This window comes from Shinella sp. GW821-FHT11G07 (genome assembly GCF_058808115.1).
On the sequence record NZ_JBXARJ010000001.1, the window covers coordinates 267,856 to 290,343 of the forward strand.

The 22,488-nt window shown below is 63.6% G+C and carries 19 protein-coding genes; 15 read left to right on the plus strand and 4 right to left on the minus strand.

Features of this window, described 5'->3' with window-relative positions; genetic code table 11:
* Positions 1–114 precede the first annotated feature (114 nt).
* The gene (locus AC1RT2_RS01210; protein WP_493098706.1) at positions 115–1,500 is read left to right on the plus strand and encodes an amidohydrolase family protein; all 1,386 of its coding nucleotides are present in this window, start codon (positions 115–117) and stop codon (positions 1,498–1,500) included.
* Entirely contained in the window at positions 1,497–2,690 is a 1,194-nt protein-coding gene (locus AC1RT2_RS01215) for an amidohydrolase (protein WP_493098708.1), read from the plus strand. The genes AC1RT2_RS01210 and AC1RT2_RS01215 overlap by 4 nt, the downstream gene beginning before the upstream one ends.
* 76 nt (positions 2,691–2,766) lie before the next feature.
* Here the strand turns inward: AC1RT2_RS01215 and AC1RT2_RS01220 are convergent, their stop codons facing one another.
* The gene (locus tag AC1RT2_RS01220; protein WP_493098710.1) at positions 2,767–3,327 is read right to left on the minus strand and encodes a LysE family translocator; all 561 of its coding nucleotides are present in this window, start codon (positions 3,325–3,327) and stop codon (positions 2,767–2,769) included.
* A 305-nt stretch (positions 3,328–3,632) separates the two neighbouring features.
* Positions 3,633–4,463, minus strand: coding sequence for an alpha/beta fold hydrolase (locus AC1RT2_RS01225; protein ID WP_493098712.1), 831 nt, complete (start codon positions 4,461–4,463; stop codon positions 3,633–3,635).
* Positions 4,464–4,792: 329 nt separating this feature from the next.
* Here AC1RT2_RS01225 and AC1RT2_RS01230 point away from each other — a divergent pair, with 329 nt between their 5' ends.
* From AC1RT2_RS01230 to AC1RT2_RS01290, 13 genes are all read left to right on the plus strand, one after another.
* The gene (locus AC1RT2_RS01230) at positions 4,793–6,271 is read left to right on the plus strand and encodes a sugar ABC transporter ATP-binding protein (RefSeq protein ID WP_493098714.1); all 1,479 of its coding nucleotides are present in this window, start codon (positions 4,793–4,795) and stop codon (positions 6,269–6,271) included.
* A gap of 56 nt (positions 6,272–6,327) precedes the next feature.
* Positions 6,328–7,332 (plus strand): ABC transporter permease subunit, encoded by a 1,005-nt coding sequence (locus tag AC1RT2_RS01235; RefSeq protein ID WP_160860042.1) that lies wholly within the window; start codon positions 6,328–6,330, stop codon positions 7,330–7,332.
* An 83-nt stretch (positions 7,333–7,415) separates the two neighbouring features.
* A complete protein-coding gene (locus AC1RT2_RS01240) occupies positions 7,416–8,402 on the plus strand; it encodes a substrate-binding domain-containing protein (RefSeq protein ID WP_160860041.1) in 987 nt (328 codons plus the stop codon).
* A 60-nt stretch (positions 8,403–8,462) separates the two neighbouring features.
* Positions 8,463–9,236 (plus strand): SDR family oxidoreductase, encoded by a 774-nt coding sequence (locus AC1RT2_RS01245; protein WP_069062814.1) that lies wholly within the window; start codon positions 8,463–8,465, stop codon positions 9,234–9,236.
* 35 nt (positions 9,237–9,271) lie between these two features.
* Positions 9,272–10,264 carry a dihydroxyacetone kinase subunit DhaK gene (locus AC1RT2_RS01250; protein ID WP_069062813.1) on the plus strand — a complete coding sequence of 331 codons (993 nt, stop codon included), beginning with the start codon at positions 9,272–9,274 and terminating at the stop codon, positions 10,262–10,264.
* A gap of 15 nt (positions 10,265–10,279) precedes the next feature.
* Positions 10,280–10,921, plus strand: coding sequence for a dihydroxyacetone kinase subunit DhaL (dhaL, locus tag AC1RT2_RS01255; protein ID WP_069062812.1), 642 nt, complete (start codon positions 10,280–10,282; stop codon positions 10,919–10,921).
* A 150-nt stretch (positions 10,922–11,071) separates the two neighbouring features.
* Positions 11,072–13,189 (plus strand): bifunctional sugar-binding transcriptional regulator/dihydroxyacetone kinase subunit DhaK, encoded by a 2,118-nt coding sequence (locus AC1RT2_RS01260; protein WP_493098720.1) that lies wholly within the window; start codon positions 11,072–11,074, stop codon positions 13,187–13,189.
* 28 nt (positions 13,190–13,217) lie between these two features.
* A complete protein-coding gene (gene dhaL, locus AC1RT2_RS01265) occupies positions 13,218–13,853 on the plus strand; it encodes a dihydroxyacetone kinase subunit DhaL (protein WP_493098722.1) in 636 nt (211 codons plus the stop codon).
* A 138-nt stretch (positions 13,854–13,991) separates the two neighbouring features.
* Positions 13,992–15,575, plus strand: a complete 1,584-nt coding sequence (locus AC1RT2_RS01270; RefSeq protein ID WP_493098724.1) for a Na+/H+ antiporter — start codon at positions 13,992–13,994, stop codon at positions 15,573–15,575.
* An 86-nt stretch (positions 15,576–15,661) separates the two neighbouring features.
* Positions 15,662–17,416, plus strand: coding sequence for an alkaline phosphatase (locus AC1RT2_RS01275; protein ID WP_493098726.1), 1,755 nt, complete (start codon positions 15,662–15,664; stop codon positions 17,414–17,416).
* Between the two features lie 70 nt (positions 17,417–17,486).
* Positions 17,487–17,951: a hypothetical protein gene (locus tag AC1RT2_RS01280; RefSeq protein WP_493098728.1), complete on the plus strand. Its 465-nt coding sequence runs from the start codon at positions 17,487–17,489 to the stop codon at positions 17,949–17,951.
* A 2-nt stretch (positions 17,952–17,953) separates the two neighbouring features.
* Positions 17,954–18,640: an ABC transporter ATP-binding protein gene (locus AC1RT2_RS01285; protein WP_493098730.1), complete on the plus strand. Its 687-nt coding sequence runs from the start codon at positions 17,954–17,956 to the stop codon at positions 18,638–18,640.
* Positions 18,637–19,917 (plus strand): ABC transporter permease, encoded by a 1,281-nt coding sequence (locus AC1RT2_RS01290; RefSeq protein ID WP_493098732.1) that lies wholly within the window; start codon positions 18,637–18,639, stop codon positions 19,915–19,917. Before AC1RT2_RS01285 ends, AC1RT2_RS01290 begins: the two co-directional genes overlap by 4 nt.
* Positions 19,918–19,929: 12 nt before the next feature.
* Here AC1RT2_RS01290 and AC1RT2_RS01295 read toward each other — a convergent pair whose 3' ends face one another.
* Together AC1RT2_RS01295 and AC1RT2_RS01300 are read right to left on the minus strand one after the other, a co-directional pair.
* Positions 19,930–20,895 (minus strand): magnesium and cobalt transport protein CorA, encoded by a 966-nt coding sequence (locus tag AC1RT2_RS01295; protein ID WP_493098734.1) that lies wholly within the window; start codon positions 20,893–20,895, stop codon positions 19,930–19,932.
* A gap of 27 nt (positions 20,896–20,922) precedes the next feature.
* Complete coding sequence (locus AC1RT2_RS01300; protein WP_493098736.1) at positions 20,923–22,380, minus strand: CYTH and CHAD domain-containing protein; 1,458 nt, start codon at positions 22,378–22,380, stop codon at positions 20,923–20,925.
* Between the last annotated feature and the right edge of the window lie 108 nt (positions 22,381–22,488).

The following is a 22,488-nucleotide window of genomic DNA, read 5'->3' on the forward strand; positions in this document are numbered from 1 at the left end:
ACGATTATTCTCAATATGACTGTACATAATATGCAGACAATATCAAGATACCAGAATTAGAATTTGCGCACACAATGCGCATAAGATGTATGCAATTCTAGCGGGAGAATGCCTATGAAAAAGGCCTTGCTGATCGAAAACGGTGCAATCGTCACCATGGATGCCGACCGGCGCATCCTCGACAAGGGCTATGTGCTGATGGAGGACGGGCGCATCACCGCCATCGGCGAAGGCGCGCCGATGGCCCCGGCGGACGCCGAACGTATCGATGCGAGCGGCATGGTGGTGATGCCGGGCCTTATCGACACGCACGCCCATGCCGGCCATATGCTGACCAAGGGGTTGGGCGGCGATTCCGAGGATTGGATGAACATCACCGGCCGCATCTATGCCGAGGCGACCGATCCGGAATTCTGGGCGGCCGAGGCCGCTCTTTCCGCTGCCGAACGTATCAAGTGCGGCACGACCACCGCCGCCCTGCTCTTTGGTGGTGGGCCGGATATCATGCGGACCGAGGCGCCGGAAGCCGCCGAAGCGCACCTTGCCGCCATCGCCGAGATGGGCGTGCGCGAAATACTCGCCGTCGGCCCCAATCGGCCGTCCGCTAAAAGTGTATACCGTGAATATCGAAACGGCTCATACAATGAGATCGCCGTCGTTCCCGATGCGCAGCTGGCTGTCAGTGCCGCGCTGATCGACGCCTGGGCAGGCCGCAATGACCGGCTGCAACTGGCCGTCTCCCTCCCCGTCTTCAACGCGGAGGAACTGGAGGACGCCGCTGTGCTCGACCTGTCGCGACGGGCGCAGCGATTGGCGCGCGAGAAGAACGTGCTCCTTATACAGGACGGCCATCGTGACGGGTCGATAGCCGCCAACGACGTCAAACTCGACCTCTTCGATGCTCGCTCGCTGCTCGCCCATTGCGTCGACCTCACCGATGCCGACCGCGCCGTGCTGAAGCGCACCGGCGCCAAGGTGGCGCACAATCCGAGCGCGCTGATGTCCGTCTTTGCCCGCTGCCCGGCACCGGAAATGATGGCCGAAGGGATCACCGTCTCGCTCGGCACGGACGCCGCCGCGCCCGACCGCTCCTTCGACATGTTCCGCAACATGTTCCAGGCGCACCGCTACCACGCCCGCCATTTTCGCGATGATGCCATCCTTCCGCCACTCCAGCTTCTCGAAATGGCGACGATCAATGGTGCCCGCGCGCTGTCGATGGAGGCGGAAATCGGTTCGCTGGAGCCCGGCAAACGCGCCGATATCCTGCTCGTCAACATGCGCCAGCCCCATCTCTGGCCGCCGACCAATCCCGTGCAGCGCCTTGCACGCTTTGCCAACGGCGCGGACGTTGACACGACCATCGTCGGTGGTCGCTTGCTGATGCGTGGCCGCAGGCTCATCGATCATGACGAATGCGCCATCCTCGACCGCGCGGAAAAAGCCTTCCGGCTGGCGATGCGGCGCGCCGGGCTGGCTGGCGAGGAGACCCGTACATGACCGCCGACATCGTCATCCGCAATGCACGGCCGATGGGCGGGGAAGCCGTGGATCTCATCATCCGCAACGGCCGCTTCAGCACCGGCGATGCGCGGCCGGCGCAGGAATTCGACGCAACGGGGTACATCGCGCTGCCAGGTTTCGTGGAGGCGCACACCCATCTCGACAAGACGCTGATCGGCATGGACTGGTTCGAGAACCGCGTCGGCCCCAACCGCAACGACCGCATTCTCGCCGATCGCAAGGCAAAGCGTGATCTCGGCATCGACGCGCGCCGCCAATCCGCCCGGCAAGTCCTGCAGACGCTGAAATACGGCGTCCTCCACATTCGCAGCCATGTCGACGTCGACACGGAAATCGGCATCGCCAATATTGAAGGGGTGCTTGAAACCCGCGAGGCACTGCGCGACCTCGTCGATATACAGATCGTGGCCTTCCCGCAGAGCGGCATGCTGCCGCGCGCAGGCACGCTTGAACTGATGGATGCGGCCATGCGGGCCGGCGCCGACATTGTCGGCGGCATCGATCCCGCCACCATCGAGCGCGACCCCGTCCAGCATCTCGACGCCATTTTCGCGCTGGCCGAGCGTTACGGGAAACCCATCGACATCCATCTGCACGAGCTTGGAGAGCTCGGCGCCTTCTGCCTGGACCTCATCATCGAGCGCACCCGGGCGCTCTCGATGCAGGACCGCGTGATGGTGAGCCACGCCTATTGCCTCGGCATGCTGGATTCTACCCGGCAGCAGACGCTGATATCAGCACTTGCGACGGAGCAGATCGCGGTGATGACGGTCGGTAGCCCCGCTGCCCCTGCCCTGCCGTTGCGCCTGATGCGGCAAAGCGGCCTTGTGGTCTCCTCCGGCTCGGATGGCATCCAGGGCACATGGGAGCCTTGGGGCAATAGCGACATGCTGGAGCGGGCAAAATATCTGGCGCAACGCAACGGCATGACCAACGATGCGGATCTTGCTGAGACCGCGCGTATCTGCACCTTCGGCGGCGCGGAAGGCATCGGCCTTTCCGATTACGGATTGTCCGAAGGGGATTTCGGCGATCTCGTGCTGGTGCCGGCACGCACGCTTGCCGAGGCCGTGGCGTTGACGCCCCAGGCGCGCACCGTCATCCGTCGCGGCCGCATCCTTGTCCGCGACGGCGTACCGGCCGCCGACCTGCCTCCCATCGATTGACGCACTGCAAAGGGGCGACACAGGTCGCCCCTTTTCAATCGCCCCATAGGGCAATCCGGCTTTCGAGGCCGAATAATCAGCTCGACAGCGCGCTCGCCACGGCAGCCATCGAAAAACCGCCCAGTACCAGCGACGCCAGCTTGTAGGAATGTTGCCGCACACCCAACGGCAGGCAGGCGCCGAAGACTACCCAGCCAAGACCGGCAAGCGTCGAGAGCGCGGCATAGACCGCAATCCAGAGCGACGTGTGGATGGGTGCCGCCGAGGGGATCAGCACGGTGCCGACCAGCATGGCCTTCGGATTGACCAGCGTTGTCAGGAAGACGCGAACGAACGATTCGCGCGCCGACCGCGCATCGGTCCTGAATGGCATGCCCCAGAGCCTGACCGCGGAATAGAACAGCCAGCTCGCCGCCAGCAACTTCATTGCGGCAAAGGCCAGGGAATTGCCGCGAACGGCATCCGCCACCGCAACGAACACGGATATCGCCAGAATATATCCCATGGCTTCCGCGAGCGGCATGATCGCCGCCCGGCGCACGCCAAGCGATGCGCCACAGGTCGCAAGCACCGTGTTCGTCGGCCCCGGCGTCACCAGGATCAGAATGGAGGACAGCACGAAAGACAGGGTGACCATGAGCAGATCCGATAGAAGAGAACGGCCATGTTCTTACTGCCGCTAAGATCGAACACCTTTGACGCATGTCAAGCGAGGACAGTTTTCGCATAGGCCATACGGGCTACCTTCGGTCAAGGCCGCAGCCTGAACGCCAGATAACCCATCAAGTCCACCCATGTGCATTGAGGACCGTTTCCCACCATGACGGAGGCAAAATCGGGGGAGGCTTTTGCCGACCGGGCGTGCCGCCGGAGACCAGAGCCGCCATCGTGTTTTTCTTGCTGGCTTTCCCTCATCGGCACGCGAGACGGCTTGCCCGGGAGTTACCCCTTGATGAAAGCGAGCAGGTCTGGGTTGATGACCTCCGGATGCGTGGTGCATAGGCCGTGTGGCAAGCCCTTGTAGGTCTTCAACGTGCCGTTCTTCAAAAGCCTAGCCGAGAGCGGAGCGGAATCGTCATAGGGGACGATCTGGTCGTCATCGCCGTGCATGACGAGAACGGGCAGGTTGATTGCCTTGAGGTCCTCGGTGAAATCCGTTTCGGAGAACGCCTTGATGCAATCATAGTGGGCTTTTGCACCGCCCATCATGCCCTGCCGCCACCAATTGGTGATGACGCCCTCGGAAACCGTCGCGCCGGGCCGGTTGTAGCCGTAGAACGGGCCGGCCGGGACATCCCGGAAGAACTGCGCGCGGTTGGCGACGAGGGCCGCCCGGAAGCCGTCAAAAACCTCGATCGGCAGGCCGCCCGGATTCTTGTTCGACTTGACCATGACCGGCGGCACTGCGCCGATGATGACCGCTTTGGCGACACGCCCCTTCTTGGCGCGGGCGACATAGTGCACGACCTCTCCGCCGCCCGTCGAATGGCCGATATGCACGGCATTCTTGAGGTCGAGCGCATCGGTGAGCGCGGCGACATCCGCCGCATAGGTATCCATCTCGTTGCCGGTCCAGGTCTGCGTGGAGCGCCCATGGCCACGGCGGTCATGGGCGATGACGCGATAGCCCTGCTCGAGGAAGTACATCATCTGATTGTCCCAATCGTCTGCCGAGAGCGGCCAGCCGTGGTGGAAGACGATGGCCTGGGCGTTCCGTGGCCCCCAGTCCTTGTAGAAGATTTCGACGTCGTCTGCTGTCTTGATGAAAGGCATTGCATTGGCTCCCTTTGACTTGTGCCTGTCCAGCCGGTTGCGAACTATCGATCTGCTGCGTGACGCCAGAACCAAACCTGGGCGAAGGCTGGCGAAAACGCAAGTCCGGTTGTAGCGGCGGTGCTTGCACGAAATTGGTTTCCAGGCGGAAATTTCAGCAACATTTTCAAACCCGATGCTCGGCGCCTGCAGTCGATGCAATCCCACAAATCGACAAAAGACAGTTAGTGATGTCTTTTGTCGATTTCATCGATTGACACATGTCGAAACAGATGTGTATTTTGTAAACAAGGGATGGGAGAGCATCCCCTGGCGACTGGGAGGGAAGCATGCAACCACTGTTGAAAGTGGAAGGGCTGAAAAAGTCCTTCGGCGGCGTCGCAGCCCTTCGTGACGGCCGTTTCGCGCTGGAAGCCGGCTCGGTGCACGCGCTTTGCGGCGGCAATGGCGCCGGCAAGTCGACGCTCCTCTCGATCCTTATGGGCATTCACAAGCGCGACGGCGGCACGATCCTGCATCGCGGCAAGCCGGTCGAATTCAACAGCCCGGCCGAGGCGCTCGCCTCCGGTATCGCCATCATCGAGCAGGAACTGAGCCCGGTTCCGCACATGACGGTGGCGGAGAACATCTATCTCGGCCGCGAACCCTCAGCCCGCTTCGGCGGCATCGACTTCAAGACGATGAACCGCAACGCGCAGGCGCTGCTCGATCGTCTCGAGTTCAACATTTCCGCGACCCAGTACATGATGAACCTCTCGGTGGCGCAGATGCAGCTCGTCGAGATCGCCAAGGCGCTGAGCCATGATGCGGACGTCATCTTCATGGATGAGCCGACTTCGGCGATCGGCGAGAAGGAGGCCCAACACCTTTTCCAGGCGATCAAACGCCTGAAGGCCGATGGCAAGGGCATCGTCTACGTCTCGCACCGGCTGTCTGAAATCTTCCAGATCGCCGACAGCTACACGGTCTTCCGCGATGGCGGTTTCGTCGGCGACGGCAAGCTTGCCGATATCGACCGGCCCGGTCTCATCCGCATGATCGTCGGGCGCGAGCTTGGCGAGGAATACATCAAGACGAACACGCCGACCGCAATTGCGGGCCTGGAAGTCACCGGCCTATCCGCGCCCGGCAAGATCGAGGACATCTCCTTCACCGCCCACAAGGGCGAAATCTTCGGCATCTACGGCCTGATGGGCTCCGGCCGCACCGAAATCTTCAACTGCCTGTTCGGCATGGATCGCCCGTCTGCCGGCAATATCCGCCTCGAAGGCCAGCCGGTCGCCATCCGCCAGCCATCCGACGCGATGGCCGAGGGCATGGCCTTCGTGACAGAGGATCGCAAGGTCACCGGCCTCAACCTGACCGACAGCGTGCGGAACAACATCTGCCTGGCAAGCCTGCCGGAAATGAGCCCGGGCTTCGTCATGCAGCGCCGGCGCGAACAGGCCTCCGCCGCCGACATGATCGTGCGCTTCGGCATCAAGGCTGCGCGGGACACGATGCCGGTCTCCGGCCTGTCCGGCGGCAACCAGCAGAAGGTCGTGCTGGGCAAATGGTTTTTGCGCGAACCCCGCGTGCTGTTGCTCGACGAGCCGACGCGCGGCGTCGATGTCGGCGCCAAGCGCGAGATCTACCGCATCATCTGCGACTTCGCCGCCGAAGGCGGTACGGTCGTGATGATCTCCTCCGAAATCGACGAAATCCTGGGCATGTCCGACCGCATCCTCGTCATGCGGCAGGGCCGATCCGCTGGCATCTACAGCCGGAAGGACGCCGATGCCCAGTCGCTTGTGCACCTGTCGACCTGATCTGAAGACCCGACGACCGCCGCAAGCATCCAACCCGCATGGCAAGAGGTGACACCGTGTCCAGCTTAGAGAACAAGACCTCCAGCACCTGGCTGAACGCCGATCGCCGCCGGCTGATCCTGCAGGAATACGGCATCTTCCTCGCCTTCCTGCTGCTGGTCGGTGTTCTTGCCCTCTCGAACGAGTTCTTCCTGACGCCGGGCAACATTTCCAACGTGCTGCTGCAGACGTCGATCAACGGCGTTCTCGCGATCGGCATGACCTTCGTCATCCTGACCCGCGGCATCGACCTGTCGGTCGGCTCTGTCGTGGCGCTTGCCGGCATGGTCAGCGCGAGCTTCGTCACCAGTTCGGCCACCGCCGGCATTGCCGGCGCGCCCTACCCGATGGTCGTGGCGCTTGCGGTCGGCATCCTCGTCGGCGTCTGCTGCGGCGCGCTGGTCGGCTTCATCGTCTCGCGCTTCTCGGTACCCGCCTTCGTCGCGACGCTCGGCATGCTGTCGGCAGCGCGCGGCGCAACACTCATCTATGGCGGCGGTCGGCCCGTTCCGGCGCTGAGCGCGGAATTCCGCTGGATCGGCACAGGCAACATCCTCGGCATTCCGATGCCAGTCATCCTGCTCGCCGTCGTCTTCCTGGTCTCCTGGTGGGTGCTGACGCGCACGCGCTTCGGCCGCTACATCTACGCCGTCGGCGGCAACCCGCATGCTGCCAAGACCTCCGGCCTCAACGTCACGCGCATCCGCTTCCTCGTCTATGTGATCTCGGGCGCCCTCTCCGGCCTCGCCGGCATGATCCTCTCGGCGCGCACGGGCTCCGCCCTGCCGCAGGCCGGCATCGCGTACGAACTCGATGCCATCGCGGCGGTCGTCATCGGCGGCACCAGCCTGTCGGGCGGCGTCGGCCGGGTGACCGGCACGCTCATCGGCGCCCTCATCATCGGCGTCATGAACAACGGCCTCGATCTGATGGGGATCCAATCCTACTACCAGCAGGTCCTCAAGGGCGCGCTCATCGTCGGCGCCGTGATGCTCGACCAGAAACGCAATCAGGGCGCTTGAGCCCCGGAAATACGGGCGCCCTGCGCCCGTCGTCGAAACGGCTTGCCAAAAGGCAGCCGGAATTCTCAAAGGAGGAGAATGTCATGAAGAAACTGATGATCGCCCTTGCCTCTGCGACGGTGCTGCTCGCCTCGTCCGCCATGGCCCAGGAAAAGCTGAAGATCGGCGCCGCACCCTATGGTCTGAATGCGGAATTCATGCAGATCTGGTCCGCCGCCCTCGAAGAACATCCGGCCGTGAAGAGCGGCGAAGTCGAACTGACGGTCTTCGACGGCCGCTACGACGCGCTGGTCCAGCAGGAACAGTTCAACACGATGATTACGCAGAAGTTCAACGCGATCATCTTCGTGCCGATCGACATCGAAGCCGGCGCCACCGCCGTGCAGGCGGCCAACGACGCCGGCATTCCGGTCGTCGGTTCCAACACCCGCGTGAATTCCGACCTGCTCGCTGCCTATGTCGGCTCCGACGACACGATCTCCGGCTACATGGAAGCCAAGACCGTACTCGACAAGATCGGCTGCAAGGGCAACGTCGTCATCATCGAAGGCCCGATCGGCCAGTCGGCGCAGATCTCCCGCCTCGAAGGCAACAAGAAAGCGCTTGCCGAATGCCCGGACGTCAAGGTTCTGGAACAGCAGACCGCCAACTGGTCGCGTGCCGAAGCCCAGACGCTGATGGAAAACTGGCTGACCTCGCATTCCGGCCAGATCAACGGCGTCATCGGCCAGAACGACGAGATGGCGCTCGGCGCAATCGAGGCGATCAAGGCCGCCGGCCTCAAGCCTGAGGACTTCGCCATTGCCGGCATCGACGGCATCACGGATGCGCTCAGCGCCGTCAAGGAAGGCACGATGACCTCCATCCTGCAGGACGCCCGTGCCCAGGCGCAGGGTGCCCTCGACCTCGCGATCCTCCATGCTAAAAAGGGTGACTACAAGCCGCAGTCGGACATCTGGGCGCAGTATCCCGACATGGCGTTCAACGACGGCAAGGACAAGGAATACAATGTTCCGTGGACGCCGGTCACGACCGAAAATGTCGATAAGCTCCTGGAACTGCGCAAGTAACGAATGACATGCGGGGCGGCGACGCCGCCCCGTTCCACCCAATCGCTGAAAGCCAGACCGATGACCGATACCCCTCCGCATATCGACCTCAACTTCCCGCTCGACGGCAAGGTCGCGCTCGTCACCGGCGGCGCTTCCGGCATCGGCGCGGCCATCGCCGCTGCCTTTGCATCGAAGGGTGCGAAGATCGCCGTGCTCGACATCAATGCCGACATCGCCAAGGCGAAGGCGGATGAACTCGGTGGCTCGGCAAGGCCTTTCGTTTGCGACGTGGCGGATGCCGCGTCCGTGCAGAAAGCGGTCGATGACGTGGTCGCCGCCTTCGGCGGTATCGACATTGCGGTCAACAGCGCCGGCATCGTAGCACTTGCGCCGGCTGAAGACCTTACACTCATCCAGTGGGACAGGACGATCGACATCAACCTGAAGGGCAGCTTCCTCATCACGCAGGCTGTCGGCCGCAAGATGATTGCCGCCGGAAAAGGCGGCAAGATCGTCAATCTAGCCTCGCAGGCCGGTTCCGTCGCGATCGAAGAGCATGTCGCCTATTGCGCGTCCAAGTTCGGTGTCATCGGCATGTCCAAGACCTTTGCCGCCGAATGGGGCAAACACGGCATCACGGTCAACACCATTTCCCCCACCATCGTGCTGACGGAGCTCGGCAAGGCGGCCTGGGCCGGCGAAAAGGGTGAAAACGCCAAGAAGCGCATCCCGACCGGCCGTTTCGCCTTCCCGGAAGAGATCGCCGCCGCCGCGGTGTTCCTGGCCTCGCCGGGTGCCGACATGATCAACGGCGCCGATCTTCTGATCGACGGTGGTTACACCATTCTTTGAGCCCTGACCGGCTCGCGCAGTTTTGAGGAGTTACCATGCAGCGTTTCATCAACGATCCGGACCTGGTGGTCGAGGATACCGTCAAGGGGTTCGTGAAGGCGCATTCGGACATCGTGCGCGTCGCGGAAAACCCGCGCGTCATCGTCGCCAAGGATGCCCCCTTTGCCGGCAAGGTCGGCGTGGTGACCGGCGGCGGCTCCGGACACGAGCCGGCCTTCATCGGCTATACGGGCAAGAACATGCTCGATGCGGTCGCCGTCGGTGAACTCTTCTCTTCGCCGACAGCCAAGAGCTTCTACGATGCCATCCGCGAAGCCAACGGCGGCAAGGGCGTCGTTGTGCTCTACGGCAACTATGCCGGCGACAACATGAACGTGAAGATGGCGATGAAGCTCGCCGCCAAGGCCGGCATCGACGTGGCAACTGTTGTCGCCAACGACGACGTCTGCTCCGCCCCGCCCGAAGAGCGCGAGAAACGCCGTGGCGTTGCCGGTGAAATCTTCATGTGGAAGATGGGCGGCGCGAAGGCCGCGACCGGCGCCAGCCTCGAGGAGGTGCGCGCCACCGCCCAGAAGGCAATCGACAACTGCCGCTCGATCGGCGTCGGCCTCGGCCCCTGCACGCTGCCGGCCGTCGGCCATCCGAACTTCCAGATCGAGCCCGGCACGATGGAAGTCGGCATCGGCCACCATGGCGAACCGGGCGTTCGTGTCGAAGCACTGAAGACGGCAGACGAGGTCGCCAAGGACATGGTGAAGATCGTGCTCGACGATCATAACCTGCCGCAGGGCACCGAAGTCGCCGTGCTTGTCTCGGGCCTCGGCGCCACGCCGCTCAACGAACTCTACATCCTCAACGACACGATCGAGAGCGAGATTTCGGCCCGCGGCCTGAAGATCGTCAAGACCTGGATCGGCAACTACTTCACCTCGCTGGAAATGGTCGGCGCGACGCTCACCGTCATGGCGCTCGACGAAGACCTCAAGCCGCTGCTCGATGTCGAGACGCGGTGCACGATCATCCTGTAACCGGAGGACGACCCTATGCAGACTTTCGACAACGCATCCTCCGGCGCCATCGTTCTGTCGATGGCAGAGCGGATCGTCGAGAACCGCGCCTATCTCAGCGAGATCGACGGCAAGATCGGCGATGGCGATCACGGCGTGAACATGGCCAAGGGTTTTGCCATGGCGGCGGAACGGCTAAAGGGTAAAAACGCCCCGCTCGCCGAATCCCTCGATACGCTCGGCACCGTGCTGATGACGGAGATCGGCGGCTCGATGGGCCCGCTCTACGGCGTGATGTTCACCGAATTTGCCGAGACGATCGAGGGTGTCGAAAAGATCGACGCCGCGGCCTACAGCAAGATGCTGCATGCGGGCCTGGCCGGCATCCAGTCGATCGGCTCCGCCAAGGTCGGCGACAAGACGCTGATCGACACGCTCGTTCCGGCCGTCGAGGCGTTCGACAAGGCCACGGCCGAAGGCAAATCGTTCGGCGACGCGCTGGAAGCCCTGGTTGCCGCCGCCGAAGCCGGCCGCGACTCGACGATCGATCTGGTCGCAAAAATCGGCCGCGCCAGCCGCCTCGGCGAACGGTCGCTCGGCGTGCTGGATGCTGGAGCAACCTCCTGCGCCATCATTCTCAAGGAATTGTCCGACGGCGCGCGCGCGCGGCTGACCTGACATTCGTGACGCCCGGAATTTGCGCGTTCCTCCCAGGAAGCGCGGCCTTGTCCTTCGTGACGGGCCGCGCACCGCTTTTTTGATGAAGGCAGGTTGCAAACCGGTGGCATTGCTTTCATCTTCGCCGCCAGAAGGGGACCGGCGAAACTGATGGCAATCAAGACTTCCTCGCCGCGCAAAGGCGGCATCGGCCGGGCGAACGGGCCGGAAGGCGTGGATTCGATACCGCTGCGCTATGGCGACGACCCCTATGTCTGGGCCTGCTGGCTCTACTACGAAGACGGCATGACGCAGGGCGAGATCGCCGAGGCGATGGGTGTGTCGCGCGCCACCGTCAACAGCTACCTCGCCGACGCTCGCGAAAAAGGCATCGTCAACATCTCCATCGAGCCCGCGCGGCTTGCATCGCTCACCATCGCGCAGGAACTGAAGCGCCATTTCGGCCTGTCGGATTGCCTGGTCGTACCCAATGACGACAACACGCGGCCACTGATCGGCCGGCTGGGTGCGGCGGGCGCGCAGGCGCTTGCCAAGATGATCAAGTCCGGCGACACGCTCGCCGTCGCCTGGGGCCGCACGATCCTCTCGGTCGGCGAGCATCTGGAAGTGGGAGCCTTGCAGGACGTGACGGTCGTGCAGGCAACCGGCGGCACCACGGCAAGCTTCGCCTATACGCCGGAACTCACCACCGCCGCCGTCGCGCGGGCGATCTCGGCGCGCTGCGTCAACATCACGGCACCCGCCGTCGTCGCGTCTGCCGAAATGCAGCGCATGTTGCTTGCCGAGCCGCTGATCCGCGAGCAGTTCGACACGCTCGCGCGGGCCAACCGCATTGTCTTCGGCATATCGTCGCTCCGGCCAAACTCGACGATCCACACCAGCGGATTCTTCGAATCCGTGCCGCTGCAGCACTATCTCGCCAAGGGCGCGGCGGGTGTGCTGGCCGGACGTTTCATCGATGAGCGCGGCCGCCCGGTCGGTGGCCCCCTCGATGATCGCACGATCGGCATGTCGCTGGAGATGCTGCGCGGCATCGGCACCCGCGTCGCCGTCGCCGGCGGTTTCGACAAGGTGCCGGCACTGCTGGCGGCCCTGCGCGGCGGCTATGTCAACGTGCTGGTGACGGATGCGGCGACGGGCGCCGGCATCCTGCGCGCCGATGGTGTGACAAGCCTCGACAGCAAGCTTTCGCAACGGCAGAAAAGCGCGCCCATCGCCAATGCCTACCGCACGCATGTCAAGAAATTCCTCAACAATCCCAACGACGTGGTCGAGGAAATGCTCGACGGCCTGATTGCCGCGCACAAGCTCTATCTGCAACCCGTGACCGGATCGCGCCGCGCGCTCGTCGCACGCAACGGCCCCCGCCCCGGCAAGGTCGGCCTCGTCATCGGCGGCGGCACGGGACACGAGCCCTGTTTTGTCGGCTATGTCGGTAAGGGGCTCGCCGATGCCGTGGCCGTCGGCAACATCTTTTCCTCGCCTCCGCCCGACCCGATCGCCAAGTGTGCCGTCGCAGCCTCCGGTGGCGCCGGGGTGCTCTTCGTCTACGGCAACTATGCCGGCGACGTGATGAACTTCGAGATGGCAGCCGAACTGGTCGAGGAACAGGGCATTCCCGTCCGCACCGTCCTCACCACCGACGATATCGTTTCTTCGCCGATCGAAGACAAGGAAGGCCGGCGCGGCGTCGCCGGTAATTTCTTCGTCTTCAAGGTCGCGGGCGCCGCCTGTGATCGCGGCCTGACGCTCGACGAATGCGAGGCGATCACCCGCAAGGCCAACGACCGCACCTTCACGGTCGGCGTCGCGCTCGAATCCTGCTCCATGCCGCAGACACGGCGGCACAATTTCGAAATCGGCCCGGATGACATGGAACTCGGCATGGGCATCCACGGCGAGCCCGGCGTGTCGCGCGAGCGTCTGCGCACTGCTGACGAGATCGTCGACACGATCATGGACAACATCTTCAAGGAGATGAAGGCCGAGCCCGGCGACCGCGTGGCGGTGCTGGTCAATTCCTTCGGCGCAACACCGCTGATGGAGCTCTACATCCTGTTCCGGCGGGTGGAGCAACGGCTTGCCGCCAAGAACATCACGATCGAGGCCAACTGGGTAGGGCACTACTGCACGTCGCTGGACATGGCGGGCGCCTCCATCTCGATCCTGCATCTCGACCGCCAACTGACCGATCTGCTGCACCATCCATGCCAGTCGGCGATCCTGACCATCAACGCACCTGAACCGGACGAGGCGGCTCGGAGCTGAGGCCGCGTGCGCCCAAGGGGAGGAAGACATGTCGGAAAATGCGGCACAGGCTCTCGCCAGGATGTTCGAGAGAATGTCCCAGGTGATCGAGACGGAAAAGGATCGCCTGTCCGAACTCGACGGCGCGATCGGCGATGGCGATCACGGCATCACCATGTCGATCGGCTTCAAGGCCGTGAACGCGGCGCTTTCGAAACTGGACCTCGGCACGGCGAGCCTTTCAGAGGTGATGTCGACGGCGGCGGCCGGCTTCCTTGACGCGGTCGGAGCATCGACGGGACCTCTCTATTCGACAGGCTTTCGTCGAGCCGCCCAGGTCCTTGCCGAGCGCTCCGAACTCGACCTCGTCGCCTGCCGGGATATGCTGGTCGCGATTTCGGAGGGCATTCGCGACCGCGGCAAGGCACAGCGCGGCGACAAGACGATGCTCGACGTCTGGCTGCCCGCCGCAGAAGCCGCCACCACGGCGGTTGCCGAGGGCCGGTCGAAACAGGAATTCTGGGCCGCCGTTACGGCCGCAGCCGACAACGGAGCGGCCGCGACCGCCACGATGGTTGCCGCCAAGGGCCGCGCCGCCCGCCTGCGGGAACGCTCCCTCGGCCACCTCGACCCCGGCGCCGTCTCCGCAACAGTGCTCGTCAGGGCGATCTCGGAGACAGTGTAGAACGGGATTTTACACCCCGTTTGGTAGAGAAATTTTCCGTGGGTCTGATCTCGTAGTTGTCCTTGAGCGATTGCGTTTTGGCAAAACGCGCCTTGTAATGAAGCGTGTCGTAATAAAGCTATTTCAGGATAAAGCCCTATGGATCCAACACATTTGTTCGAGCTGGTGATCGGCATGTTCGTGGCGATCATCGCGCTGCATTACGCAGCCCACCGGCTCGGGCTGCCGCCATCCGTGGCGCTGCTTGCGGGGGGCGCGCTGCTTGCCTTCATGCCGGGTCTGCCCGCCATTGAAGTCGATCCGGAACTGGTGCTCGTCATCTTCCTGCCGCCGCTTCTCATGGATGGGGCCTGGTTCATTGCGCTCGGCCCCTTGCGCCGCCATATGATCGGCATCGCCTCGCTTGCCATTGGCGCGGTGTTTTTCACCTGCGCCGTCGTGGCTGTCGTCACGCATCTGCTGTTCCCGTCGCTTCCCTGGGCGGCCTGCGCGGCATTGGGAGCGATCGTCTCGCCACCCGATGCGGTGTCCGCCCGCGCCGTGCTGCAACGGGTAAAGCTGCCACGGCGCCTGCAGATCCTGCTCGAGGGAGAAAGCCTGTTCAATGATGCAAGCGGCCTGGTCCTCTTCCGCTTCGCCATTGCCGCCGGCGTCACCGGCGTCTTCAGTACCCTCGATGCCATGGGCAGCTTTTTCGTGCTGGCGGTCGGCGGCGCGCTCGTCGGCATCGCCATCGGCATGGCATGGGTCTTGCTGGTGCGCCGCCTTGGCGACGAATATCTGATCATCGCCGCCACGGCCCTGCTTTCCTGGGTGTCCTACCTGCTCGGCGAATTCATCCACGTGTCGGGCGTCATTGCCACCGTGACCACCGGTCTGATCGCCGGCTGGCATCAACACACGGCCTTTTCGGCCGCGACGCGCATGCGCGGCACCTCCTTCTGGACGGTGCTCGTCTTCCTGATGGAGGCGGCGGTTTTCATCCTGATCGGCCTGTCGCTGCGTGGCGTCGTCGAACGCGGCGGCGGCTTTGGCGTGGTGATCGCCGATCTCGGATGGCCGATCCTGGTGATCCTGGTGGCCCTCACCCTCGCCCGCTTCGCCTGGGTGTTCGGGTCAGACCTCGTGATCAGACTCTGCAATTCTTTGGGGATCAAGCGATACACGCCAGTCGGCGCCGGTGGCGCGACCGTGCTCAGTTGGGCGGGTGTTCGCGGCGTGGTCACGCTGGCGCTGGCGCTGAGCGTGCCGGAAAACTTTCCCGGCCGTGACTTCATCCTGGTGACGTCCTTTGCCGTTATTCTCGGCACCGTGCTGCTGCAAGGCACGACGCTGGGACGTGTGATCGCCTGGGCGCGGCTGAGTGAACCGGAGTCGGAAAAGGCCCGGCTCACCATGAGCCAGGCCGAAGCCGCCATGGCCCAGGCGCAATTCGTCATCGTGCAAAGCCGGGCTTACGACAGCGAAGGCAAGCTCATCCATCCGCAATTGCTGGACAAATATCAGCGCAGGGCCGTGTCGATCGTCGATTATGCCGAGCGCACACAGCACTACACACCCATGCTGCACGCCCATTTCGACCTCGTTCTCGAAGCGGTCGCGACGGGGCGTCGCGAACTCATCCGGCTCCACCGCGCCGGTGAGATCGACGACGAGACGTTGCACGAACTGGAACGGGACCTCGACCTCGAAGAGCTGAGTGCGATTTCTGCCAAGGGGTGAAGCCGTCTGTGACACGGCTGTAATACGCCTGTCATGCTGAGTTTCTATCGCAAGGGGGTAACGCACCGCTCAAGAGAGGCACCCCCATGCGTAAACTCATCCTCGCTCTGGCATCGGCAACGATGCTCGCCGGCGCCGCAAATGCCGCAACCGTTTATCCGCTGGATCGCGCGACGATCCTCGTCGGCTCGCCCTTCGACTTCAAGGTCGAGTTCGACACCGTGGTGAAGCCGGAAGACGTGAAGGTCACCGTCAACGGCCAGGATTACGAAGCCGTCTTCGGCAAGAAGGCCGAATTTGTCGCGGAAGAAAAGGGCGCCGAGGACAAGGTCCTGGGTTCGGCCCTCCTCCTGCGTGGCCTGACGATCGCTGAAGCCGGCGCCTACAAGGTCGAAGTCTCGGCCGGCAGCGAAGCCAAGTCGGTCAACTGGGACGTCTACGCGACCGTTGCCGAGCCGAGGGCCAAGAACATCATCTTCCTGATCGCCGACGGCCTGTCCGTCGCCCACCGCACCGGTGCGCGCATCATGTCCAAGGGCATGACCGAGGGCAAGGCCAACGGCCGCCTCGCGATGGACGATATCCCGCCGGTCGCCTTCATCGGTACGTCGTCCACGCACTCGATCGCCACCGACAGCGCCAACACCATGTCGGCCTACATGACCGGCCACAAGTCGCGCGTCAACGCGCTCGGCGTCTATGCCGACCGCACGCCGGCAAGCCTCGACGACCCGAAGGTCGAGACCATTGCAGAAGCGCTCCGCCGCACCACGCAGAAGTCGATCGGCATCGTTTCCACCTCGGAACTCCAGGATGCGACGCCGGCTGCCCTCGTTTCCCACACCCGCAAGCGCGCCGACAAGGCGGAAATCGTCGGCATGCTGCTCGACGTCAAGCCGGATGTGCTTCTCGGCGGCGGTTCGGCCTACTTCCTCGGCAAGGACGTGCCGGGCTCCAAGCGCAAGGACGACAAGGACTATATCGCCGAGTTCAAGAACGCTGGCTATGCCCTGGCGATCGACAAGACGGAACTTGCCGCTGCTGCCGGCTCGAACCAGGACAAGCTGCTCGGCCTCTTCCACACCGGCAACCTGGACGTGACGCTCGACCGTGAATTCCTCAAGAAGGGCACCGTCGAAAAATTCCCGAACCAGCCCGGCCTCGTCGAAATGACCAAGGTCGCACTCGACAAGCTCTCGAAGAACCCGGAGGGCTTCTTCCTCATGGTCGAAGCTGCCTCGGTCGACAAGATGAGCCACCCGCTCGATTGGGACCGTGCGCTCGTCGAGACGATCGAGTTCGACAAGGCTATCGCCGTCGCCCGTGAATTTGCCGACAAGAACCCGGATACGCTGATCGTCGTCACCGGCGACCACACCCATGGCGTCGGCATCATCGGCACCGTCGATGACGAGAAGCCGGGCGACGAAATGCGCGCCAAGGTTGGCACCTATGACGACGCCGGCTTCCCGAACTATGAAGATGCGAATGGCGATGGTTATCCGGATCGTATCGACGTTTCGCGTCGCCTGTTCCTGGCGGCCAATAACGGTCCGGACCACTACGAGACCTTCCGTCCGAAGCTCGACGGCCCGTTCGTTCCGGCCGTGCAGAACGAGGCGAAGGAATATGTCGCCAACGAAGAGTACAAGGACGTGCCCGGCGCCGTCTTCGTGCAGGGTAACATTCCGAAGGATGGCGATACCGGCGTTCACGCCGTCGACGACGTGGTGCTTCAGGCGATCGGCCCCGGCTCGGAAGGCTTCCGTGGCTACATGGAGCAGAGCGACGTGTACCGCGTGCTGGCCGATGCCTTCGCGCTCGGCGTAGCGAAGGACTGAGCTACCCATAAGGACAGGCGGCCCCGCGCCGCCTGTCCGCATTCTCGTCGATGAAGAAGGAAGCATGGCCATGACGGACGATTCCCGTATGTTTTTCGACAGGCGGCGGATGCTCTGTGCATTGGCTACGCTGCCGATCCTGCCTCTTGCCCGCCCGGCGCTGGCTGCAGAGACGCTCGGCTTCGGCGAGCTCTACAAGAGCTTTGGCGTGCTGGGGCTCGAATTCTCCGACAAGGTGAAGCAGCTGACCGGCCAGGAAATCACCATCAAGGGCTTCATGGCGCCGCCGCTGAAGGCCGAGGCGAATTTCTTCGTGCTCACCGAAATCCCGATGTCGCTCTGCCCCTTCTGCTCCTCGGATGCGGACTGGCCGGACAACATTCTCGTCGTCTATCTCGCCCGCAAGCAGACCTTCGTGCAGTTCAATGCGCCGATCAAGGCGCAGGGCGTGCTCGAATACGGCTCATGGACCGATCCGGATACCGGTTTCGTCAGCCAATTGCGTCTTCGCGAAGCCGCGTTCGACACGGCCTGACGATGCTGGCTCTCGCTATTTCCGGTCTCACCATGCGCTTTCCCGGCCTCGACACGCCGGTGCTGTCCATCGACCAGCTTCACCTTCCCGCCGGCGGACGCCTCGCGATCACCGGCGCATCGGGTTCCGGCAAGAGCACGCTCATCAACGCGATGACCGGGCTCGATACCGTAACAAGCGGTTCCGTGTCCTGGGGCGGCACCGATATCACCGCCCTTGCCGCAGGCAAACGCGATGCGTTCCGCGCAGCCAATATCGGCCTCGTCATGCAGGACTTCCATCTGTTTCCCGGCCTTTCGGCTTTCGAGAACGTCGTCTTGCCGGTCCGCCTTTCCCGGCGCCTCAAGCCGGCCGAGCGCGAACGCGCGCTGCATCTCCTCGAAACAACGGGCATTGCCCGCCCTGACCAGGCCATCGAGACGCTGTCGCGCGGCGAGATGCAGCGCGTGGCTGTGGCGCGCGCGCTGTTGTCGAAGCCCGGCGTGATCGTTGCCGACGAGCCGACCGCCAGCCTTGACCGTCGTACTAGCAGCGAAGTGGCCGAGCTGATCGTCCGGCTCGCCCGCGATGAGGGGACAACGCTTATCGTCGTTACCCACGATCCGGCGCTCATGGAACTGCTCGACCGACGTGTCGGCCTCGATGGCGGACGCATCGTCGAAGACAGCAACGAGGTGCTTGCGGCATGATACGCTTCATCCTTGCCGATCTTCGCCGCTTCAAGGGCGGCGCACTTGCCGTCATCGTGCTGATTGCGCTTTCCGTTGCGCTCAGCGTCACCGTCACGTTGCAGGAGCGCGCCGTCCGGCTTGGCAGCGCCCGCGCGGCGGAAAAATTCGACCTTCTCGTTGGCGCGGCCGGCAGCGAAACACAACTCGCGCTATCGGCGGTCTTCCTGCAGCCCTCGCCGCTGCCGCTGATGTCCGGCAGCGTGCTGGCAAAACTCTCCGAGGATTCCCGCGTCGAATTCGCCGCCCCGGTCGGCTTCGGCGATTCCGCGGATGGCCATCCGGTCGTCGGCACGACGAGCAAGCTTGTTTCCGCACTCTCTCCGACGCTCGCCGAGGGAGCGACGTTCGCCCGTCTCGGCGAGGCGGTCATCGGCGCGGACGTGCGAAAACCCATCGGCGCGGAGATCAAGCCGATGCATGGCGGCGCTGACGAGGGTGGTCATACGCACACCGAGCTCATCTACACGGTGAGCGGTCGCATGGCCCCAACGGGTACCGCCTGGGACCGCGCCATCCTCGTGCCGATCCGCGCCGTCTGGCAGCTGCATGGCATGGAAGGTGAGGCCGCGCATGATCACGACCACGCCGCCGGGGGGCTCGCGACGGTTGCTGCAGCCGAGCATGAGCACACCGAAGAACGGGAGCACGAGGCGCATATCGATCCTGCCGCCGCGATTGACGAGCATTTCGACGCCGAGACGCCTGGCCTCCCCGCCGTTCTCGTCAAGCCGAAGACGGTTGCCGATGCCTATCGCCTGCGTCAGGAATATCGCGGCGAGACGACGCTCGCCGTCTTCCCGGCGGAGGTGCTGACGCGCCTCTACGCGACCCTTGGTGATGCGCGCAGCCTGCTCCTGGCCATCGCCATCGGCACGCAGGTGATCGTCATTGCCGCCATCCTGCTTGTCACGATCATGCATATCGGCTCGCGCCAGAAGCAGATCGGCGCGCTGAGAGCCTTCGGCGCACCGGCACGCGCGGTCGTCGCCATCGTCTGGGGCGAATTGTTCCTGCTGTTCCTCGCCGGCTTCGGGCTGGGCATCGTGCTCGGTTACGGCGCCGCCCAACTCATCTCCGCGTCGCTCACGGCAACGACGGCCGTGCGTATGCCCGTGGAGTTCGCCCGCGAAGATATCTCGCTGGCCGTCTGGTTCGGCATTCTCGCCGTGCTGATATCGATCATACCGGCGCTTTCGGCGCTTCGTCTTAGCCCGGCGAGAGCGCTTCGCGCCTGAGCACCAGCTAGGTCACAGCCATTTGGCGCGCTTGAAGCGCCAGTAGAGCGTACCGCAGAAGACGACGATGACGGCGAGCACGGCGAAATAGCCGTACTGTGTCTTCAGCTCCGGCATGTTCTCGAAATTCATGCCGTAGATGCCGGCAATCGCCGTCGGCACCGCAAGGATGGCCGCCCAGGAAGCGAGCTGGCGGGTAATCACGCCCTGGCGCTGCTGTTCAAGCAGGTTGCTCGCCTCGAAGACCGAGGTAATGACGTCACGCAGGCCTCCCACCATCTGCTCGATGCGGTGCATGTGCTGGAGCGCATCGCGGAAATAGGGCTTGGCCTCGACATCGAGGCACGGCAGGTCGAGATGCACGAGCTTGCCGCAGAGGTCCAGCATGGCATCCAGCACGCGCTGAAACAGGATGACCTCACGCCGCAGCCGGAAGATTCGCTTGATCTGGGCGCGGTCGAGGAAGGAATCGAGCATCTTGCGTTCCATGTCGAGCACGGAATCCTCGATCGTGCGCACGATCGGCAGGTAGCCGTCGACGATGAAATCGAGGATGGCGTGCAGGATATAGTCCGTGCCATGGCGCATCGTATGCGGCGAGGTTTCCAACCGGCCACGCAGTTCGCCATGGCCACGTTCGGAACCGTGGCGGACGGTGATGATGTAGCGCTCGCCGACGAAGATCGCCGTGCGTCCATAGGTGATGCCATCGCCGTCGAGCTTGGCGGTCTGGGCGAGCACGAAGATCTGGTCGTCATAGGCGCTGAGTTTTGGCGTCTGCAAGGGGTTCGCCGCGTCGCTGACGGACAGTTCGTGCAGATTGAAACGCACCTTCAGGATGGCGAGTTCCTCGGCGGTCGGCTCATGCAGGCCGATCCAGATGAAATCCGTCTTTTCCGTCGGAATCGCCACGGATTCGAGCGGAACCTCCTGGAATCGTCGTCCGTCACGGTAGAGATAAGAGGCGACGACCGTCATGGAAAGTCCTTGCGGGAGACAGGCGAACTAGCGCCAGAAGCGTTTCGTATCGACCAAGGCGTCATGAGCATCCGCCGCCGCCTTGATCACATCCCGTCTACTGTCGATGGCATTGGAAGGGAAGGCCTTTCGAGCGTCGTCCTCCAGGCCGAGTCGTGCCAAAAGCTCCGGCATTGCGGCGGCATCGTTCAGCGCACCGAGTTGATCCTGCAAGGGTTCCAAGGCGGCAAGGAACCGGCCATGGCGGCGCTTCTGGCGCTTGCGATCGAAGAGTGAACCAAAGAACTCCGCCGCGTATCGCAGCTTCTTGGCATCCTTGCGCACCTCATGGCGGGCGTCGTCGTCGAGATCGACGAGGTCACGGCCACCCTTCTTGACCTTGCGGCGCAGCCGGTCGAGGGCTGAAGCCGCGAAATCGCTGACCGGCTGTTCGCGCGTTTCCCGCGCGGACACAAGACCGTGCCAGGCGCCGCAGGAGAGCCAGTCGGCAAAATCCAGCATCAAGGCACGGGCGCGAGGCGATTCAAGGTCGGCGGCCGCGGCCCGGAAGGCCGTCTCGCGCGCATCCGCAAGCACCTTCCGCAGCGCTTCATCCTTGCAACGGCGGATCAGCACGTCGAGGTCGCGCACGCCGGCGAGAGCACCGGCCAGCCATTTCAGCTCGTCCTTCATGTGCCCGAAGGCATCGTCTTCCAGTATGGCCTTGAACACCCAAAGCGCAGAACGCAGCCGGCGTAGCGCAACACGCGCCTGATGCACCGCCTCCTCGCCCCCGCCCTCAAGCAGCATCTCGTTGAGGCGGAACTGCTTCAGACAGCCGTCGGCGATGATGCGGAAAGCGCCGGGAACGCTCATGTCGGGCGTCAGCGCGACCGGCTCGGCCTTGACGGCGCGGACCGCGGCACCGAGCAGGCGGTAGCCTCGCTCCGCCTTGCTCAGCACGCCGAGCCGCAACGGCGCGACCCCGTCCAGCGTACGGGCATAGGAAAACAGTGCGGATGGCGGACCGTCCACCAGCTCCAGCTCGATTTCGCAGACCGGCGTACGCCGCTCGCCGACAACGATGTCGCCACGGTCGAGCGCCACCTCGATGCGCGCATCCTCCCAGGCCACAGACCAACGCCGCCGCTCGACAACCACCTCGAAAAGCGGTTCCAACGCGTCGACACGCCGGCCGAGAAAGGCCTTGACCGGCGTGGTGTCGTCGAGGACGGGCTTGTCGCCATCGACATTTTGCTCCCATTTCGGGCGCGCAAAAAGGCTGGCGGCGCTGGCACCGACGGCCTTGACGATCTGGACGCGCCCCTGCGCATCGTTACGAATTCTAAGGGAAAAGCCGGCAGCGCGCAGGTCCGCGTTCGGCGTGTCGAAATAGGTTGCACGCCGTTCGAGGATGAAGGGTTCGCTTGCGGCGAGGTCCGAGGCGAGAAAGTCCGCTGCTGCCTGCGGCGCAAGGTCGAGCTTCAGTTCGATTTCCTGTCCCAAACGCCGTTCTCCAGACTTACCGACACGCCAGAGCTACCGCACCGTTAGACAAGATCAACCCGGAAGCCACACAATACAAGAGGCGCCGCGGCGATAAAGCCGCGACGC

Excerpts from the sequence above, each read along its gene's own strand:
- AC1RT2_RS01210 (WP_493098706.1), top strand. The coding sequence starts at position 115 with ATGAAAAAGGCCTTGCTGATCGAAAACGGTGCAATCGTCACCATGGAT.
- AC1RT2_RS01215 (WP_493098708.1), top strand. The coding sequence starts at position 1,497 with ATGACCGCCGACATCGTCATCCGCAATGCACGGCCGATGGGCGGGGAA.
- AC1RT2_RS01220 (WP_493098710.1), bottom strand. The coding sequence starts at position 3,327 with ATGGTCACCCTGTCTTTCGTGCTGTCCTCCATTCTGATCCTGGTGACG.
- AC1RT2_RS01225 (WP_493098712.1), bottom strand. The coding sequence starts at position 4,463 with ATGCCTTTCATCAAGACAGCAGACGACGTCGAAATCTTCTACAAGGAC.
- AC1RT2_RS01230 (WP_493098714.1), top strand. The coding sequence starts at position 4,793 with ATGCAACCACTGTTGAAAGTGGAAGGGCTGAAAAAGTCCTTCGGCGGC.
- AC1RT2_RS01240 (WP_160860041.1), top strand. The coding sequence starts at position 7,416 with ATGAAGAAACTGATGATCGCCCTTGCCTCTGCGACGGTGCTGCTCGCC.
- AC1RT2_RS01245 (WP_069062814.1), top strand. The coding sequence starts at position 8,463 with ATGACCGATACCCCTCCGCATATCGACCTCAACTTCCCGCTCGACGGC.
- AC1RT2_RS01250 (WP_069062813.1), top strand. The coding sequence starts at position 9,272 with ATGCAGCGTTTCATCAACGATCCGGACCTGGTGGTCGAGGATACCGTC.
- dhaL (WP_069062812.1), top strand. The coding sequence starts at position 10,280 with ATGCAGACTTTCGACAACGCATCCTCCGGCGCCATCGTTCTGTCGATG.
- AC1RT2_RS01260 (WP_493098720.1), top strand. The coding sequence starts at position 11,072 with ATGGCAATCAAGACTTCCTCGCCGCGCAAAGGCGGCATCGGCCGGGCG.
- dhaL (WP_493098722.1), top strand. The coding sequence starts at position 13,218 with ATGTCGGAAAATGCGGCACAGGCTCTCGCCAGGATGTTCGAGAGAATG.
- AC1RT2_RS01270 (WP_493098724.1), top strand. The coding sequence starts at position 13,992 with ATGGATCCAACACATTTGTTCGAGCTGGTGATCGGCATGTTCGTGGCG.
- AC1RT2_RS01275 (WP_493098726.1), top strand. The coding sequence starts at position 15,662 with ATGCGTAAACTCATCCTCGCTCTGGCATCGGCAACGATGCTCGCCGGC.
- AC1RT2_RS01280 (WP_493098728.1), top strand. The coding sequence starts at position 17,487 with ATGACGGACGATTCCCGTATGTTTTTCGACAGGCGGCGGATGCTCTGT.
- AC1RT2_RS01285 (WP_493098730.1), top strand. The coding sequence starts at position 17,954 with ATGCTGGCTCTCGCTATTTCCGGTCTCACCATGCGCTTTCCCGGCCTC.
- AC1RT2_RS01290 (WP_493098732.1), top strand. The coding sequence starts at position 18,637 with ATGATACGCTTCATCCTTGCCGATCTTCGCCGCTTCAAGGGCGGCGCA.
- AC1RT2_RS01295 (WP_493098734.1), bottom strand. The coding sequence starts at position 20,895 with ATGACGGTCGTCGCCTCTTATCTCTACCGTGACGGACGACGATTCCAG.